General features: G+C 64.9%; 15 protein-coding genes and 1 tRNA gene. 6 read left to right on the forward strand and 10 right to left on the reverse strand.

The features are described from left to right. Positions 1–116: 116 nt before the first annotated feature. Complete coding sequence (locus tag AAEO60_RS12235) at positions 117–3044, forward strand: DUF2339 domain-containing protein (RefSeq protein ID WP_341673990.1); 2928 nt, start codon at positions 117–119, stop codon at positions 3042–3044. Positions 3045–3107: 63 nt separating this feature from the next. On the opposite strand, the gene rplA is transcribed toward AAEO60_RS12235, so the two are convergent. Together rplA and rplK are read right to left on the reverse strand one after the other, a co-directional pair. Continuing rightward, positions 3108–3800, reverse strand: a complete 693-nt coding sequence (gene rplA, locus AAEO60_RS12240) for a 50S ribosomal protein L1 (protein WP_341673991.1) — start codon at positions 3798–3800, stop codon at positions 3108–3110. Positions 3801–3803: 3 nt separating this feature from the next. Continuing rightward, positions 3804–4235 carry a 50S ribosomal protein L11 gene (gene rplK / locus AAEO60_RS12245; protein ID WP_341673992.1) on the reverse strand — a complete coding sequence of 144 codons (432 nt, stop codon included), beginning with the start codon at positions 4233–4235 and terminating at the stop codon, positions 3804–3806. A gap of 454 nt (positions 4236–4689) precedes the next feature. Between rplK and AAEO60_RS12250 the strand changes: the two genes are divergently transcribed. Further along, on the forward strand, positions 4690–5472 hold the full coding sequence (locus AAEO60_RS12250; RefSeq protein WP_341673993.1) for a CPBP family intramembrane glutamic endopeptidase: 783 nt from the start codon (positions 4690–4692) through the stop codon (positions 5470–5472). Positions 5473–5537: 65 nt separating this feature from the next. Further along, positions 5538–6182, forward strand: a complete 645-nt coding sequence (locus AAEO60_RS12255; protein ID WP_341673994.1) for a PspA/IM30 family protein — start codon at positions 5538–5540, stop codon at positions 6180–6182. Between the two features lie 162 nt (positions 6183–6344). Here AAEO60_RS12255 and nusG read toward each other — a convergent pair whose 3' ends face one another. Both nusG and secE read right to left on the reverse strand, forming a co-directional pair. Beyond that, entirely contained in the window at positions 6345–6884 is a 540-nt protein-coding gene (nusG, locus tag AAEO60_RS12260) for a transcription termination/antitermination protein NusG (protein WP_341673995.1), read from the reverse strand. A gap of 56 nt (positions 6885–6940) precedes the next feature. Further along, positions 6941–7174: a preprotein translocase subunit SecE gene (gene secE, locus AAEO60_RS12265; protein WP_341673996.1), complete on the reverse strand. Its 234-nt coding sequence runs from the start codon at positions 7172–7174 to the stop codon at positions 6941–6943. A 262-nt stretch (positions 7175–7436) separates the two neighbouring features. Between secE and AAEO60_RS12270 the strand changes: the two genes are divergently transcribed. Beyond that, complete coding sequence (locus AAEO60_RS12270; RefSeq protein WP_341673997.1) at positions 7437–8960, forward strand: alanine/glycine:cation symporter family protein; 1524 nt, start codon at positions 7437–7439, stop codon at positions 8958–8960. Between the two features lie 78 nt (positions 8961–9038). Here the strand turns inward: AAEO60_RS12270 and AAEO60_RS12275 are convergent, their stop codons facing one another. After that, complete coding sequence (locus tag AAEO60_RS12275) at positions 9039–9185, reverse strand: hypothetical protein (protein ID WP_341673998.1); 147 nt, start codon at positions 9183–9185, stop codon at positions 9039–9041. 228 nt (positions 9186–9413) lie between these two features. Further along, positions 9414–9489: transfer RNA gene (locus AAEO60_RS12280), tRNA-Trp, on the reverse strand. A gap of 80 nt (positions 9490–9569) precedes the next feature. Here AAEO60_RS12280 and aat point away from each other — a divergent pair. After that, positions 9570–10310, forward strand: a complete 741-nt coding sequence (gene aat, locus AAEO60_RS12285) for a leucyl/phenylalanyl-tRNA--protein transferase (RefSeq protein ID WP_341673999.1) — start codon at positions 9570–9572, stop codon at positions 10308–10310. Here the strand turns inward: aat and AAEO60_RS12290 are convergent. From AAEO60_RS12290 to AAEO60_RS12305, 4 genes are read right to left on the reverse strand one after another with little or no spacing between them, the layout of a single operon-like run. Next, on the reverse strand, positions 10253–10756 hold the full coding sequence (locus AAEO60_RS12290; protein WP_341674000.1) for a DUF2155 domain-containing protein: 504 nt from the start codon (positions 10754–10756) through the stop codon (positions 10253–10255). The genes aat and AAEO60_RS12290 overlap by 58 nt on opposite strands. Next, positions 10753–11148: an NADH:ubiquinone oxidoreductase subunit NDUFA12 gene (locus AAEO60_RS12295; RefSeq protein ID WP_341674001.1), complete on the reverse strand. Its 396-nt coding sequence runs from the start codon at positions 11146–11148 to the stop codon at positions 10753–10755. The genes AAEO60_RS12290 and AAEO60_RS12295 overlap by 4 nt, the downstream gene beginning before the upstream one ends. Positions 11149–11200: 52 nt before the next feature. Next, positions 11201–11707 carry a DUF192 domain-containing protein gene (locus AAEO60_RS12300; RefSeq protein ID WP_341674002.1) on the reverse strand — a complete coding sequence of 169 codons (507 nt, stop codon included), beginning with the start codon at positions 11705–11707 and terminating at the stop codon, positions 11201–11203. Then, positions 11697–12260 carry a regulatory protein RecX gene (locus AAEO60_RS12305; protein ID WP_341674003.1) on the reverse strand — a complete coding sequence of 188 codons (564 nt, stop codon included), beginning with the start codon at positions 12258–12260 and terminating at the stop codon, positions 11697–11699. The genes AAEO60_RS12300 and AAEO60_RS12305 overlap by 11 nt, the downstream gene beginning before the upstream one ends. A 150-nt stretch (positions 12261–12410) precedes the next feature. Between AAEO60_RS12305 and AAEO60_RS12310 the strand changes: the two genes are divergently transcribed. After that, positions 12411–14138: a fatty acyl-AMP ligase gene (locus AAEO60_RS12310; protein ID WP_341674004.1), complete on the forward strand. Its 1728-nt coding sequence runs from the start codon at positions 12411–12413 to the stop codon at positions 14136–14138. Position 14139 lies beyond the last annotated feature (1 nt).

Raw genomic sequence — 14139 nt, forward strand, 5'->3', positions numbered from 1 at the left:
CCACCGGCGCCAGCGCCCTCTGCATTGCCCCGATTGCCAGGCCCGTCCGCGTGGTCCTTGCTTGACTTGCGCGCAGGCAAGGGCAGGCTAGTCTCTTCCGAGGGGGAGGCCGATCGTTGGAATACCTGCTGATTTTCGGCCTGATCTGGGCGATCTACGAACTCTGGCGCCGCGTGGACCGGCTCGAACAGCGACTGCGCGAGATCGAGCCCCTGTCCCATGTTCCCTACGAAGCGCCCCCGCCAGAGCGCACCCGTCCCCTCGAACCTGACCTCACAGAAGACGAAGCCGCATCCGAGCCCATGCCGCGGGCCGATCCGGCCTCGGCCGAGCCCGCCATCACGCGAGAGCTGCCCGAGTCCACACCGGAAGTTGGAGCGGTCGAGGCGAGTGAGCCGGACATGCGGTTCGATTCGGCAACTTTCCTCGACCGCAGCGAGGGCTTTCGCCTGCCGCGCTTCGATTTCGAGGATATCTTCGGGCGCAAGCTGCCGATCTGGGCGGGCGGCGTGGCACTGGCCGTGGGCGGGATATTCCTTGTCCGCTACTCGATCGAGGCCGGCTTGCTCGGCCCCGAAGTCCGCGTGGCTCTCAGCTTCCTGGCCGGGCTGGTGCTGCTCGTCGCCGCAGAAGCTGCCTATCGCTTCGAGCACCGGGTGCGCGATCCGCGCGTGAGGCAGGCCTTTGCCGGAGCCGGCATCGCCACGCTCTATGCCAGCTTCTACCTCGCCGGATCGCAATATGGCCTCATCGGACCGGCCATCGCCTTCACCGGCCTTGCCTTGGTGACCGCGATTGCCCTTGGCCTGTCGCTGCGGTTCGGCTTGCCGGCTGCCGTGCTGGGCCTGGTGGGAGGGTTCGCCACGCCGCTGCTGGTGGCGAGCGAAGAGGCCAACCTGCCGGTGCTGTCGTTCTACCTCACGCTGCTGACTGCAGGGCTGGCGCTCACCGCGCGCAGGCTGGGGCAACGGTGGCTGGGTGCAGCGGCTCTCGCTGGCGGGTTTGTCTGGGGCATGCTGATGCTGGCCGGGCGCCCGTCTGCGGACAGCGACTGGCTCGCCCTCGGGCTCTACCTGCTGGCGCTGGGGGCGGCGATCCCGCTCCTGCTGGGCGGCGAAGGGCGCATCCCCTGGACGCGCCTGGCCTCGGCTGCGCTTGCTGCGGTGCAGATGGCCGCGCTGGTCGGGCTGGCCGGATATGACCTGCTCACCTGGGGCCTCTACCTGTTGCTGGCGGCCGCGATGGTGGTGCTGTCGTGGCGGACCCGCGAACTGCTGTTCGGCAATGCCTTCATCCTTGCCATCGGGACCATCCTGCTCGCCACATGGCCCGATCCCGGTCCCGGCGACTTTGCGCTGGTGGCGGTCCCGCTGGCACTGTTGGGGCTGGCCAACCCGCTGGCACGGATGTGGCGCGATCCGCTGGAGCTGACTGCCCTCGCACAGGTCGCGGTCGGCGCTCCGGTACTGGCGGGCGTAACGCTGATGCAGTTCGGCACCGCCGACAACGACGTGTTCCAGCCCGGACTGGCAGCGACCACCGCGGCCCTGTTCACCTTCCCCGCGCTGGCCTTGTGGCGCCTGTGGCGGGTGGAGGACCGGAAACACTTCCTCGTCCTGCCCGCCTCCGCCGCAGCAATCCTGGCCTTTGCCGCCCTGCACCTGCTCCTGCCCGACTGGGCCGAGGTGCTTGGTGCGGCGGCAGTCGCGCTGGCCGCGGCTGGGCTGGCCTGGTGCAAGCCGCGCGGCGGACTGACCGCACTCGCCTGGGCGGGCGGCATCACCGTGCTGGTCACACTGTTCTCGACAGGCTCGATCCTTGACGAGCTGGGCTACCTGGTCGACGAGGGCCAGGGCAGCGGCGGCATGGTCCACGCAGTGCTGCGCTGGGGCGCTGCCGCGCTGCCGTTCCTCGCCCTCGCGTTCATCGAACGCCGGCACCGCGTAGGACGCATTGCCGAGGTCTTGCTGGCGCTGGTAACCTACGGCCTTGTCGCACAGTTCATCCCCGGCACCTGGCTGGCATGGAGCGCCGCCTTGCTCGCTGCCGGATGCCTGTGGTGGCGCAGGCAGGCTCCCGGCTTCTGGGGTGCCATGTTTGGCCTTGGCGTGCTGTGGGCCCTCGTTCCCTTCGGCACCTGGCTGGTCAGCGGGATCGCCGCGCTGGCGGGCGAACCCGTGCTGGTCACCGCCCTGCCAGAGCTGGACACCGTCATGCTGCGGATCTTGCCGGCCGGACTGGTTGCCGGACTTGCAGCCTGGCGCATGCAGCACCGCAAGCTTGTCCTCGCCGGCTTCGGGACCGCCGCCCTGATCGGCGGCATCTGCCTCGCCCACATTCTCTTCAAACAGCTGTTCCAGCTTTCGGACGAGACCAGCTTCGTTTCCCTGGGCATTGCCGAGCGCACCGTCTGGGAGGCCCTGCTGGCTGCTGGCGGCGTTGCCCTTGCCCGCTTCGCCCCGCAGCCCTTGCTGCAACGGTTGGGCGCGATTGGCGTGGCCCTGGGGCTGGCGCATCTTTCCGTCTTCACGCTCACCCTGCACAACCCGCTGTGGGACGAGCAGGCGGTAGGCACGCTGCCGGTAGCCAACTGGCTGCTGCCTGCACATGCGCTGGCAGCGGCAATGGTCTGGTGGCTGTTCGCACACTCGCGCGGGCTGCTGCGGCAGAACCTTCAACCCCTCCGCGATGCCCTGATGATGCTGCTGGTATCGCTATGGGCCCTGTCGGAGCTGCGCCACAGCTACTCCGGCACCATCCTGGTCGACCTGCCGATGAGCCAGGGCGAAGACCTGCTGCGCTCCCTGCTCGGCATTGTCCTGGCGCTCGCTTTCCTCTGGTGGGGATCGCGCAAGCAGCAGCGAAGCTGGCGGATCGGTTCGCTGGTACTGATGCTGCTGGCAGTGCTCAAGGTCTTCATGGTCGATGCAGCCGGTCTCGAAGGGCTGTTGCGGATCGCCAGCTTCTTTGCGCTGGGTGTAAGCCTGATCGGTATTGGCTGGGTCTATTCGCGTCAGCTTCGGAGCACCGAGGCTGCCGCATGAGAAAGGGCCGGAGGATTGCTCCCCCGGCCCTTTGCAAACTCGGTTCTGTAGGAAAGCGCTAAATCAGGCGCCTTCGACTTCCGACAGGTCGATCTTCAGGCCCGGGCCCATGGTCGAGGTCAGCGAGACCTTCTTCACATACTTGCCCTTGGCGCCCGACGGCTTGCCCTTCACGACAGCCTGCGTCAGCGCTTCGAAGTTCGCCTTCAGGTCTGCGTCCTTGAACGACAGCTTGCCGATGCCGGAGTGGATGATGCCCATCTTCTCGACACGGAATTCGACCTGGCCGCCCTTGGCGTCCTTCACGGCCTTTTCCACGTCGGGAGTGACGGTGCCCAGCTTCGGGTTCGGCATCAGGCCCTTGGGACCCAGCACCTTGCCGAGGCGGCCGACAACACCCATCATGTCCGGCGTGGCGATCACGCGGTCATAGTCGAGGTTGCCGTTCTGCATGTCTTCCATAAGGTCTTCGGCGCCGACCTTGTCGGCACCGGCGGCCAGCGCCTTGTCGGCGTTGTCACCACGCGCGAACACGGCGACCTTGACGTCCTTGCCCGTGCCGCCCGGGAGCGAAACCATGCCGCGGACCATCTGGTCAGCGTGACGCGGATCGACGCCCAGGTTCATGGCGACTTCGACGGTCTCGTCGAACTTGCCCTTGTACTCGCGCAGCGTCGCGATTGCTTCGTCGACGGTGTACAGCTTTTCGCTGTCCAGCGCGGCCAGCGTCTTCTGCTTCTTGGTCAGGGTAGCCATCTATCAGCCCTCCACCACTTCGATGCCCATCGAACGGGCGGAACCGGCGATGATCTTCACAGCCTGGTCGATGTCGTTGGCGTTCAGATCGGCCATCTTGGTTTCGGCGATCTCGGCCAGCTGGCTGGTCTTGATCGAACCAATGATGTTCTTGCCCGGCTCCTTCGAGCCCGACTTGATCTTCATCGCCTTCTTGATGAGGAAGCTCGCCGGCGGCGACTTCGTCACGAAGGTGAACGAACGGTCGGCATAGACGGTAATCTTCGTCGGGATCGGCGCGCCCTTTTCAAGGCTGTCGGTCGCGGCGTTGAACGCCTTGCAGAATTCCATGATGTTGACGCCGCGCTGACCCAGGGCCGGGCCGATGGGGGGCGACGGATTGGCGGTGCCGGCGGGCACCTGAAGGTTGATGTAACCTTCGATCTTCTTGGCCATGATGGCCTCCTTTCACACTGTCGCCACGGCTCTTTCGAGCTGTGGCTCCTGTTAAGCGGTCCAGCGGTTCACCGGGGCGAACCTCCCGCACGGATTTCCCTGTCTGGCACGGGGCCAAGGACAGGAAGAGCGCGCACATAGCGGTTGGCGCGCGAAAAGCAAGCCATTTGGCGTGCGGCACCATGGGCGAGATGGAACACCCACCCGGGTCGGCGGGAAGAATGCGAGACTCCAGAAAACAACATTATTTCAAGGCCGTGCATGCCATTTGTGTTCGCACAGTGTAACCTTCCGTCGGTCGCGGCCAGTGCGCCCCGGAACGGCGCCGCTTCAACCCCGACTTCACCATTTCCTGCCACTGGCAATGTAGGAAACCGTCTCCCGCTGCTTGCACCTCCCGCCCGGGAGCGGCAGACCACGCGCAGGGACAGTCGGACAAGAGGCAGTAACAATCGTGAACCAGGCAAGCATCCCCGCACCCGCGACACTGGCCGACAAACAGGGCATTTCGTGGTGGCGCTTCCTGCTGCAGCTGGTCACCGTGGTCGCGGTCTACCTCATCGGCAGCACCCTGCCCGTCCTGCCGAGCGTCTTCGCCCAGGTGCTGGAAGGCGGGGAGGTAGTGGAGATCGGCTCCGCCCTGGCGGCGACCACCGCGATTATCGGCATGGCATTGGCCTTGGGGGTCTGCTGGCTATGGCTGCGCAGCGAGAAGCGCGTGGGCGAAGTGTTCAATCTCTCCGCGCCGTCCAGCTGGCGTAGCGTACTGGGCTTTGCCCTGCTCGCGACCGGCGGGACCGTGGCCATCTTCGGTCTTGGCGGGGCCCTGGTCGAGGCGCTCGGCCTGCCGCAGCCCGATCCCAGCTTCGTCCTCGACCTGGTGACCGAGAGCCCGGCCATGTTCGCGCTGTGGGTGATCGGCGTGGCGTGGTTCGCCGCCGGACTTGGCGAGGAACTGCTGTGGCGCGGTTTCCTGATGGACCGGCTGGAGCGGATCGGCGGCCTGCGCGGCAAGGTTTGGCTGGTGCTGGTGGTGCAAGCCGTGCTGTTCGGCCTGCCGCACCTCTACCAGGGCTGGGGCGGCGTTATCGTCACCGGCATGGTCGGCCTGCTGCTGGGCTGGGTGCGGATCATGCAGCGCGGCAACCTGTGGGCCGTGGTGATCGCCCATGCCATGGTCGACACGATCATGATGAGCCTCGCCTATGCCGACAAGCTGGGCTGGCTTGGCGCCTGAACACGCTTGAAATTTCACCGGAACTTTAGGACAAGCGGGCCCACCGCACAGAGGGGACAGAGTTGATGCTGGGACAGTTCAAACGCCTTGGAGAGCTCGTCTCCAGCAATGTGGAAGCGCTGATCGACAAGGCGACAGACCCGCGCAAGATGCTCTTGCTGCTGCGCACGGAGATCGAGGATTCGATCCTCAAGCTCACCGAAGCCCGCGCCAAGGCCTCAAGCCGCGCCAAGAAGGCGTTGAGGCTGTCCGAAGCGAAGGCCGCCGCGGCAGACGAGTGGACCGCCAAGGCCAAGGTGGCGATGGACAAGGGTCGCGAAGACCTTGGCCGCTCCGCCCTGCTGGCGCGCGAAGGCGATCGGGCTGCGGCCAGGGAGCTGGCCGCCGAAGCCGAGTCGGCCAAGGCGGAACTGGCCGAGATCGACGCCGCGATTGCCGAGCTGGAAGCCAAGCGAGCCGAGACGCTGGAACAGCTCGAAGCCATGCCCGCCCCCGCCAAGCCAGCGCCATCCGCCGCCAGTATGGCGGCCGACCGGCAGCGCAGCCGTATCGACGGCATGGAAAAGCGCGTGGGCTTTGTCGCTGACAAGGAGGCACCGCTCGATCCTGCACAGGTCGACGACGAGCTCGCCGGGCTGGCGCGGGACAGCGCTATCGAGGCAGAATTGGCAGCGATGCGTCCGGCCAAGGGCAAGCGGGCGAAGAAGTAGCGGTCGCCTGAGCGGCGCTATCTGCTACTCGACCATTGGCGTAGGCAACACCGATCAAGCCGCACTCGACGAGTTCGACAGATCAATTGCAGCCGGTAACGGAAAACGCTTGGGCTGCCAGCAGATGGTCGTGCGGACCGGAGGCCGACGCCCGCCAGTTCCTTACTTGACCAGTTCGACCTGTTCGAAGTCCAGTTCCACCGGCGTCGCGCGGCCGAAGATCGACACGCTGACCTTGACCTTGGCCTTGTCGAAGTCGAGCTCTTCCACCACGCCGTTGAAGCTGGCGAAGGGGCCTTCGAGCACCTTGACCTGGTCGCCGATCTCGTAATCGACGCTGATGTCCTTCTTCGGCGCGGCCTTGGCTTCTTCCACCCCGCCGAAATAGCGCGCGGCTTCCTTTTCGGAGATCGGCTGCGGCTTGTTGTTGTTGCCGAGGAAGCCGGTCACCTTCGGGGTGTTCTTCACCAGGTGGTAGACATCGTCGGTCATGTTCAGCTTGGCCAGCACGTAGCCGGGCATGAACTTGCGTTCGACCTGCACCTTCTTGCCGCGCTTGATCTCGGTCACGGTCTCGGTCGGCACTTCGACCTCTTCGACGCCTTCGGACAGGCCAAGACGCTCGGCCTCGGACAGGATTGCGTCACGCACCTTGTTCTCGAAACCGGAATAGGCGTGGATGATATACCAGCGGGCAGCCATGGAACTCTCTTTTCTAACCTGAACCTAGTTGAACGCGTGTTCGCTCTTTGGCGCTATCAGAGCAGGCCAAGCAGCTGGCGAACGACCCAGCCGAACAGCGAATCGACGCCGAGGAAGAACAGCGACAGGATCACCACCATGATGAAGACGAAGATCGCGGTGCGGATCGTCTCTTCGCGGGTGGGCCAGACGACCTTGGAAGTTTCCGAGCGCACCTGACGCACGAATTCGCCGGGCGAAGTCCGCGTCTTGGCGGGGGCTTTGGCGTCCTTGGGAGTGTCTTCGGCCATGATCGGGTCCGTACCTGTGCTGCAAAATAACTCGTGGCTTCCGGGTAGGGCTCCGCGCCGCCCCGGGCTAGGTCCGGGAGGGGCTTGGCGAAGTTCCGATGTCGGAAGGTGGAGCGTATTTAGGTGTGTGCTGCCAGCTTGGCAAGACTTGAGACGGAGATGCAATTCGGTTGCAAATGCAACAAGGGGGCTAGGCAGCGGGCCACGCCGCCGATAGCGTGCCCCCTTTCCCATCGGGATCGCATGAGGGGTTGAGAATACAATGGCAGCAGGAAGCGAACTTTCCTTTGGTGAGCGCATGGTGGCGCCGGTCACCAATATCTCGGATTTCATCTGGGGCGGCACATGGAATGGCGAGGCAATAATCCCCTTCCCGCCGCTGGCCATCATCCTGCTGGGTGTGGGCCTGTGGTTCATGGTGGGGCTGCGGTTTTACCCGATCGTCAAGCTGGGCTCGGCGATCAAGGGCCTGTTCGCGGGCCGCAAGAGCTCGGGTTCGGGTGAAATCAGCCCCTTTGCAGCGCTCTCCACCGCGCTGTCCGGACAGGTCGGCACGGGTAACCTTGCCGGTGTCGCCACGGCTATCGCGCTGGGCGGTCCGGGCGCGATCTTCTGGATGTGGGTCACCGCGCTGTTCGGCATGGCGCTGGCCTTCGCGGAAGGTTCGCTGGCGATCCGCTACCGCGAAACCACGTCGGACGGCGTCTATCGCGGCGGCCCGATGAGCTACATCATGATGGGCCTTGGCCCGAAATGGACCTGGCTGGCCGTGGTATTCTGCGTCGGCACGCTGTTCTCGGCGCTGGTCACCGGCAACTCGATCCAGGCCAATGCCGTAGCCGACGGCCTCAACGAGCTGTTCGGCATCCAGGAATGGTTGGGCGGACTGATCGTCGCCGTGCTTGTCTTCGTGGTCATCATCGGCGGCATCAAGTCGATCGGCAGTGTTGCCGAGAAGGTCGTGCCGTTCATGGCGGCAGCCTACATCGTGATGGCCGTGATCGCCCTGGCACTGAACTTCGCCGACCTGGGCGAAACCTTCGCACTGATCTTCGACGGCGCGTTCAACCCGCAGAGTGCGGTTGGCGGCTTCACCGGTGCCGCAATCATCATGGCTATCCGCGCCGGTGTTGCGCGCGGCCTGTTCTCGAACGAGGCGGGCCAGGGTTCGACCCCGATCGCGCACGCCGTGGCACAGACCAACGATCCCGAACAGCAGGGCCGCATGGCCATGCTCGGCACCTTCATCGACACCGTGGTGATCTGCACCATGACGGCGCTGGTGATCCTCACCGTGCGCGGCGACTTCACCGCTGGCGGCGAGGCCGTGCTGCACGCCTGGCAGTCGGACCGGGTCGGCTTCGAGATGACCAGCGGCGCCTTTGCCGCGGCCTTCCCGTTCGAACTGGGCAGCATCCCGGTCGGCACGCTGATCGCCTCCATCGCGCTGATCCTGTTCGTGTTCACCACCTTGCTGACCTGGTCGTACTACGGCGAGCGGGCAATCACCTTCATCTACGACCGCTTCAAGGGTTCGAACCGCGCTGGCGAGAAGAAGCTGCACATGGGCTGGCGGGTGCTGTGGTGCCTGGTGATCTGGGTCGGCGCGGCCCAGCCGAGTGAGCTGGTCTGGCGCCTGGGTGACATTTCCAATGCCGCCATGGCCCTGCCCAACCTGCTGGCGCTGGCACTGCTGAGCGGCGTAGTCTTCGCACTGGCTCGCGGTGACAAGAAGGCCGGACCGGACCACCACGCGGAAACGCCGGAAGAGCCCGAAGAATACTAGGGCGACCGGGTCTCGACCCAACAAAAAGGGCCGGAGAGCGTGGTGCTCTCCGGCCCTTTTTCGTGCTTGCCGCCTGAGTCAGCGCCGTCCGAACAGCCGTTCGAAGAACCCTGGTTCCTCCATCGGCTGGATCTTGCCGTGCGCCAGCGTGCGGAAGCTTTCGTCGGAATGAAAGCGCGGGCTGCTCCAGTTGTCAGCCCGGCCGCTGCGAAAGATTCTGGCCATGTCCACCTCCTTGCAACATCCCTCTTCGGAGCATCCGGTTGTGTTCCGGATTGCTCCACAGTCCATGTGTGGACGCCTTTCGCGAGTCGTGAAAAGCGAGCGGGATCCAGAATCTGTGGAAATGCCCCGACGGGTTCCGCGGGCCGCAGGTCCGCAAGGGCGCAGCTTGCTTGCGCACCTGGCGAGGACGAAGCCGCGGATACGGCTTCTCAAGATGAATGGAAAAATTGGCAGGGGTGACAGGATTCGAACCCGTGGCCCTCGGTTTTGGAGACCGATGCTCTACCAGCTGAGCTACACCCCTGCACTGGAAGCGCGCCCTCTATCGCCAAGGCAGCGCGATGGCAAGCGACCGAATCGCATCACTTTGCTAAGGGGGCGCGGATGCATGCCCCCCCGCCCCCTCCCGGCACGAAACTGATTCCTCCCGAAGTGCTGCTGCTGGCCTATCGCAGCGGGATTTTCCCGATGGCGGATTCGCGCGACGACACCGAAGTGTTCTGGGTCGAACCGCGCCACCGCGCCGTGTTCCCGCTCGACGGGTTCCACTGCTCTCGCTCGCTGGCCAAGGTGCTGAAGCAGGATCGCTACCGCGTCACCGTGGATGCCGATTTCGGCGCGGTGGTCGACGCCTGCGCCCAGCCGCGGCAGGAGCCGGACGGCTCCACCAGCGGGACCTGGATCAGCCACACCATCGCCGCCAGCTACCGCAACCTGCAGCGGCACGGCCATGCCCACTCGGTGGAATGCTGGGCCAAGACGGAGGAGGGTGAGGAACTGGTCGGCGGCCTCTACGGCGTCGCGATCGACCGCGCGTTCTGCGGCGAGTCGATGTTCAGCCGCGCCGACAATGCCAGCAAGGTGGCGCTGGCCTGGCTGATCGCGCTGATGCGCCACGCGGGATACATGCTGCTCGACTGCCAGTTCATGACCGGCCACCTTGCCTCGCTGGGTGCGGTGGAAATGAGCCGCGACGAATACCTGATGAAGCTGTCAAAGGCTTGCGATGGACAGCCGTTGTGCAGCCTTCCGGAAGCCCATGCCGCGCTGCTGGCGCGGGCAGCGGATCAGGAGTCCTCTTCCCCCGGGAAGCTCATCGCGCAGTCCTTGACCCAGACATCGTAGACCGGGTGTTCGACCACGTTGAGGCTGGGCGAGTTCTTGAACAGCCAGCCGGAGAAGATGCGGCGGAACTCCGGATCCGCGTTCGGATCGCGTTCCTGGTTCACGAAAACCTGCACGAAGGCGCCGGTCTCGGCCGGGCTTTCCCACGGCTGGGTACGCTCACAGGCTGCCAGACGGAGAACGACGTCGCCGAACCGGCGTGATTCGCCGGGACTCATCTCGATATCGCGCGACAGGTTGTTGCGCTTGTTGATCAGGCCGATGGTGGCCACGCGCTCTTCCATCGGTGTACCGATGCCCTGCACTTCCGACAGGTCGGGCAGCGGATCGGAAGCAAATTCCTCGGGAACTTCGGTGGCCTCGGCCTCCGGCGCGGGCGCGTCGTTATCGCAGCCCGAAAGCGCCAGCAGCGCTGCGCCCGCAATCACGGCGCGCGACAGGTTCACGCGTCGGGCGTCCACGCTTCGTAGTCGCCGGTAGCTGCGGCACGCTTGCCGCCACGCTCCAGCGCACCAGCAGGCAGATAGCGCGCATTCGTGCCGGTGGCGTTGGGCGTGTAGTCGGTTTCCCAGATCTTGGGCGGCGCGAGGTGGCTTTCGGGAAGCTCGTCGTACGAGTGATGCAGCCAGCCGTGCCATTCGCTCGGCACGCGGCTGGCGTCGTTGGCACCGTTATAGATGACCCAGCGCCGTTCCCGCTGGCCGGACTTGGCCTTGGACCGGTAATACTTGTTGCCCTGCGCATCCGTGCCGACGTGCTCGCCATTGCGCGACGACCACAACATGGTGCCGATGGTGGCACCGTCCCACCAGGTGAAGATCTTGCCTAAGAATCCCATGGCCGCGCCTCTAGCCGTTTTGCCGCGCAGGGCCAACCAGGATTCGACCCTTTCACCACTCTACCAGATCACCCGGTTCGATGCCGAGTTCTTCCGCACGGCCCCGGTTGAGTTCGAGCACGGCGATCGCCAGCCCCTCGGACTGCACGCTCACCTCGTTATAGGGCACGCCTTCCTCGATATTCAGGATGCGGTTGTCCGGCCCGATGAAGATGATGTCGAGCGGCAGCACGGTGTTGCGCATCCAGAAGCCCAGTTGTTCGGGCGGATCGTAGGGGAAGATCATCCCCTCGTCGGCGCCCATCTCGGTGCGGAACATCAGGCCCTGGCGCTGCTTGGGGATGGTGTCGGCCAGTTCGCTCGCGAAGGTATAGGTCTCGCTGTCGGTGGTGACGGTGACGGGGATGACCTCGAGGCCTGACACCCGGTGCACCGAGGTTTCCGATACGGCCGGTTCGGCCGGGCGGTCCGCCGCCTGCGGCGAACAGGCCGAGAGGACCAGCGCGAGCGGTGCGGTCCAGCAGACATATTGCGCCGGGGACGGCAGGCTAAAAATCATCGCTCGGAGAATCCTCGTCCAGTTCCGCCGCCCAGTCTTCGGCCTCCTCGATATCGGAAGCAAAGAGTACTTTTCTAGCCATTTCGAACGAATGGCCGGCGCGGATCAGTGCGGCGAGCTGCTTTTCCAGCACGTCCCTCTCCGGCGGTTGGACGGCGAAGGGACCGAAGCGGCGTTTCTGCGCCATACGCAGGACGGCGTGCCGCGCCGCCATCTCGTCCGGAGCGACGCTTTCAGCCACGCCTTCGCCGATCCCCGCCTGCCCCAGCGCCTGCCTGACCCGCCGCCCGCCATAGCCGCGGCGCAGCAGGTCTCCGGCCTTTGCGCGGGCATAGACCTCGTCGTCGACATAACCGCGCTCGACATAGCGGTTCACCATGGCGGAGAGGTCCGGTTCGTCTTCCCCGTCCCAGCCGCGTTCGCGCAATTTCCGCTCCAGGTAACGCTCCAGCTTGGCCGCGCTGGTAGCGAAACGGGCGACATAGGCGAGCGCCAATTCCTCAAGCCGCACGGGGTCGAGCGGCTTTTTCGGTCGCTTTTCGCGCTTACACACTTGTCGATTGGGGTCCATTGGCCTTATTCGTGCCACACTTCCTGTCAAATGGGAAAGTTTCAGACGGTGCCGGTATCATACTCGGCGCCGTTTTTTGGATATGGGAAGCGCCACAAGAGTGCAGGTAACAAAGGGTACCCCATAACGATCATGACTGATCTCACCCCCACTCCCAATGATTGCCCCCTGCCGCGACGCCGGTCGGATTTCGCCACGTTCAACGAGGCGATCGATTATGCTGCGCGCAGCGAAAAGGGCATGAACTTTCACGACATGCGCGGCACGCTGGAACGGGTCTATACCTTCGCCCAGATGCGCGAAGACGCGATTGCCGATGCTTACCGGCTGCGCGCCATGGGCATCGGCAAGGACGATCGCGTGGCCCTGGTGGCTGACACCAGCCCCGAATTTGCCGCGCTGTTCTGCGCCTGCGTCTACACCGGTGCATGGCCCGTGCCGCTGCCGCTGCCGACCACCTTCGGCGGCAAGGAAAGCTATATCGACCAGTTGTCGGTGCAGCTTTCCAGTTCGGATCCCAAGATCCTGCTCTATCCGGCAGAGATCGCCGAAATGGCCGGTGCCGCTGCCGAACGGCAGGGCTGCCAGGGCATGGACTATATCACCTTCTCGCAGCTGGACGCCCCCGCGGTTGACCTGCACGAGGCCAAACCGGACGACATCTGCTACCTACAGTATTCCAGCGGTTCGACCCGTTTCCCGACCGGCGTTGCCGTGACCCACAAAGCGCTGCTGCACAACCTGTTCGGCCATGCCGATTCGATGAACATCGGCTACAACGACCGGGTCGTCAGCTGGCTGCCGTGGTACCACGACATGGGCCTGGTCGGCTGCTTCCTGTCGCTGATCTCGAACCAGGTCAGCGTCGATTACCTGAAGACCGAGCATTTCGCCCGCCGTCCGCTGGCATGGCTCGATCTCGTCAGCCGCAACCAGGGCACTACGCTCTCCTATTCGCCGACCTTCGGCTATGACATCTGCGCCCGCCGCGTCTCCAGCCAGACCAATGTCGCCGAACGCTTCGACCTGTCGCGCTGGCGGCTGGCCGGCAACGGTGCCGACATGATCCGGCCCGACGTCATGCAGAATTTCGTCAACGCCTTCTCCGAAGCCGGGTTCAAGGCCAATGCCTTCACCCCCAGCTACGGCCTGGCCGAGGCGACGCTGGCCGTCACGGTCATGCCGCCGGGCGAGGGCATCCGTGTCGAACTGGTGGAAGAAGAGCGCCTGTCCGGTTCGCCGCGCGACCTGAAGCGCCCGGCCCGCTATCGCGCCATCGTCAACTGCGGCAAGCCGCTGAAGGACATGGAGGTGCAGATCCGCGGCGAGAACAACGAAGCCAAGGGCGATCACCAGATCGGCAAGGTCTGGTGCCGCGGCCCCAGCGTCATGCATTCCTACTTCCGCAACGAGGAGGCCACCAACGAGTGCCTCGTCGACGGTTGGCTCGACACCGGTGACATGGGCTACATGGGCGATGGCTACCTGTTCATCGTCGGCCGCGCGAAGGACATGATCATCATCAACGGCAAGAACCACTGGCCGCAGGATATCGAATGGGCGGTGGAACAGCTGCCGGGCTTCAACCACGGCGATATCGCGGCCTTCTCGATCGAGATGGAAAACGGCGAGGAAGCGCCTGCCGTGCTGGTGCATTGCCGCGTCGGCGACCCCGAGGAACGCTTGCGCCTGCGTGACCAGATCGCCGACAAGGTGCGTTCGGTCACCGGCATGAACTGCGTGGTCGAACTGGTGCCCCCGCGCACCCTGCCGCGCACCAGCTCGGGCAAGCTCAGCCGGGCCAAGGCGAAGAAGCTTTACCTGTCGGGCGAGATCGAGCCGTTCGAACTGGCGGCCTGAC

The sequence above is a fragment of the Aurantiacibacter gilvus genome (assembly GCF_038289935.1).
Lineage (GTDB): Bacteria > Pseudomonadota > Alphaproteobacteria > Sphingomonadales > Sphingomonadaceae > Alteraurantiacibacter > Alteraurantiacibacter gilvus.

Excerpts from the sequence above, each read along its gene's own strand:
- rplA (WP_341673991.1), bottom strand. The coding sequence starts at position 3,800 with ATGGCTACCCTGACCAAGAAGCAGAAGACGCTGGCCGCGCTGGACAGC.
- rplK (WP_341673992.1), bottom strand. The coding sequence starts at position 4,235 with ATGGCCAAGAAGATCGAAGGTTACATCAACCTTCAGGTGCCCGCCGGC.
- AAEO60_RS12255 (WP_341673994.1), top strand. The coding sequence starts at position 5,538 with ATGCTGGGACAGTTCAAACGCCTTGGAGAGCTCGTCTCCAGCAATGTG.
- nusG (WP_341673995.1), bottom strand. The coding sequence starts at position 6,884 with ATGGCTGCCCGCTGGTATATCATCCACGCCTATTCCGGTTTCGAGAAC.
- secE (WP_341673996.1), bottom strand. The coding sequence starts at position 7,174 with ATGGCCGAAGACACTCCCAAGGACGCCAAAGCCCCCGCCAAGACGCGG.
- AAEO60_RS12270 (WP_341673997.1), top strand. The coding sequence starts at position 7,437 with ATGGCAGCAGGAAGCGAACTTTCCTTTGGTGAGCGCATGGTGGCGCCG.
- AAEO60_RS12275 (WP_341673998.1), bottom strand. The coding sequence starts at position 9,185 with ATGGCCAGAATCTTTCGCAGCGGCCGGGCTGACAACTGGAGCAGCCCG.
- aat (WP_341673999.1), top strand. The coding sequence starts at position 9,570 with ATGCATGCCCCCCCGCCCCCTCCCGGCACGAAACTGATTCCTCCCGAA.
- AAEO60_RS12295 (WP_341674001.1), bottom strand. The coding sequence starts at position 11,148 with ATGGGATTCTTAGGCAAGATCTTCACCTGGTGGGACGGTGCCACCATC.
- AAEO60_RS12300 (WP_341674002.1), bottom strand. The coding sequence starts at position 11,707 with ATGATTTTTAGCCTGCCGTCCCCGGCGCAATATGTCTGCTGGACCGCA.
- AAEO60_RS12310 (WP_341674004.1), top strand. The coding sequence starts at position 12,411 with ATGACTGATCTCACCCCCACTCCCAATGATTGCCCCCTGCCGCGACGC.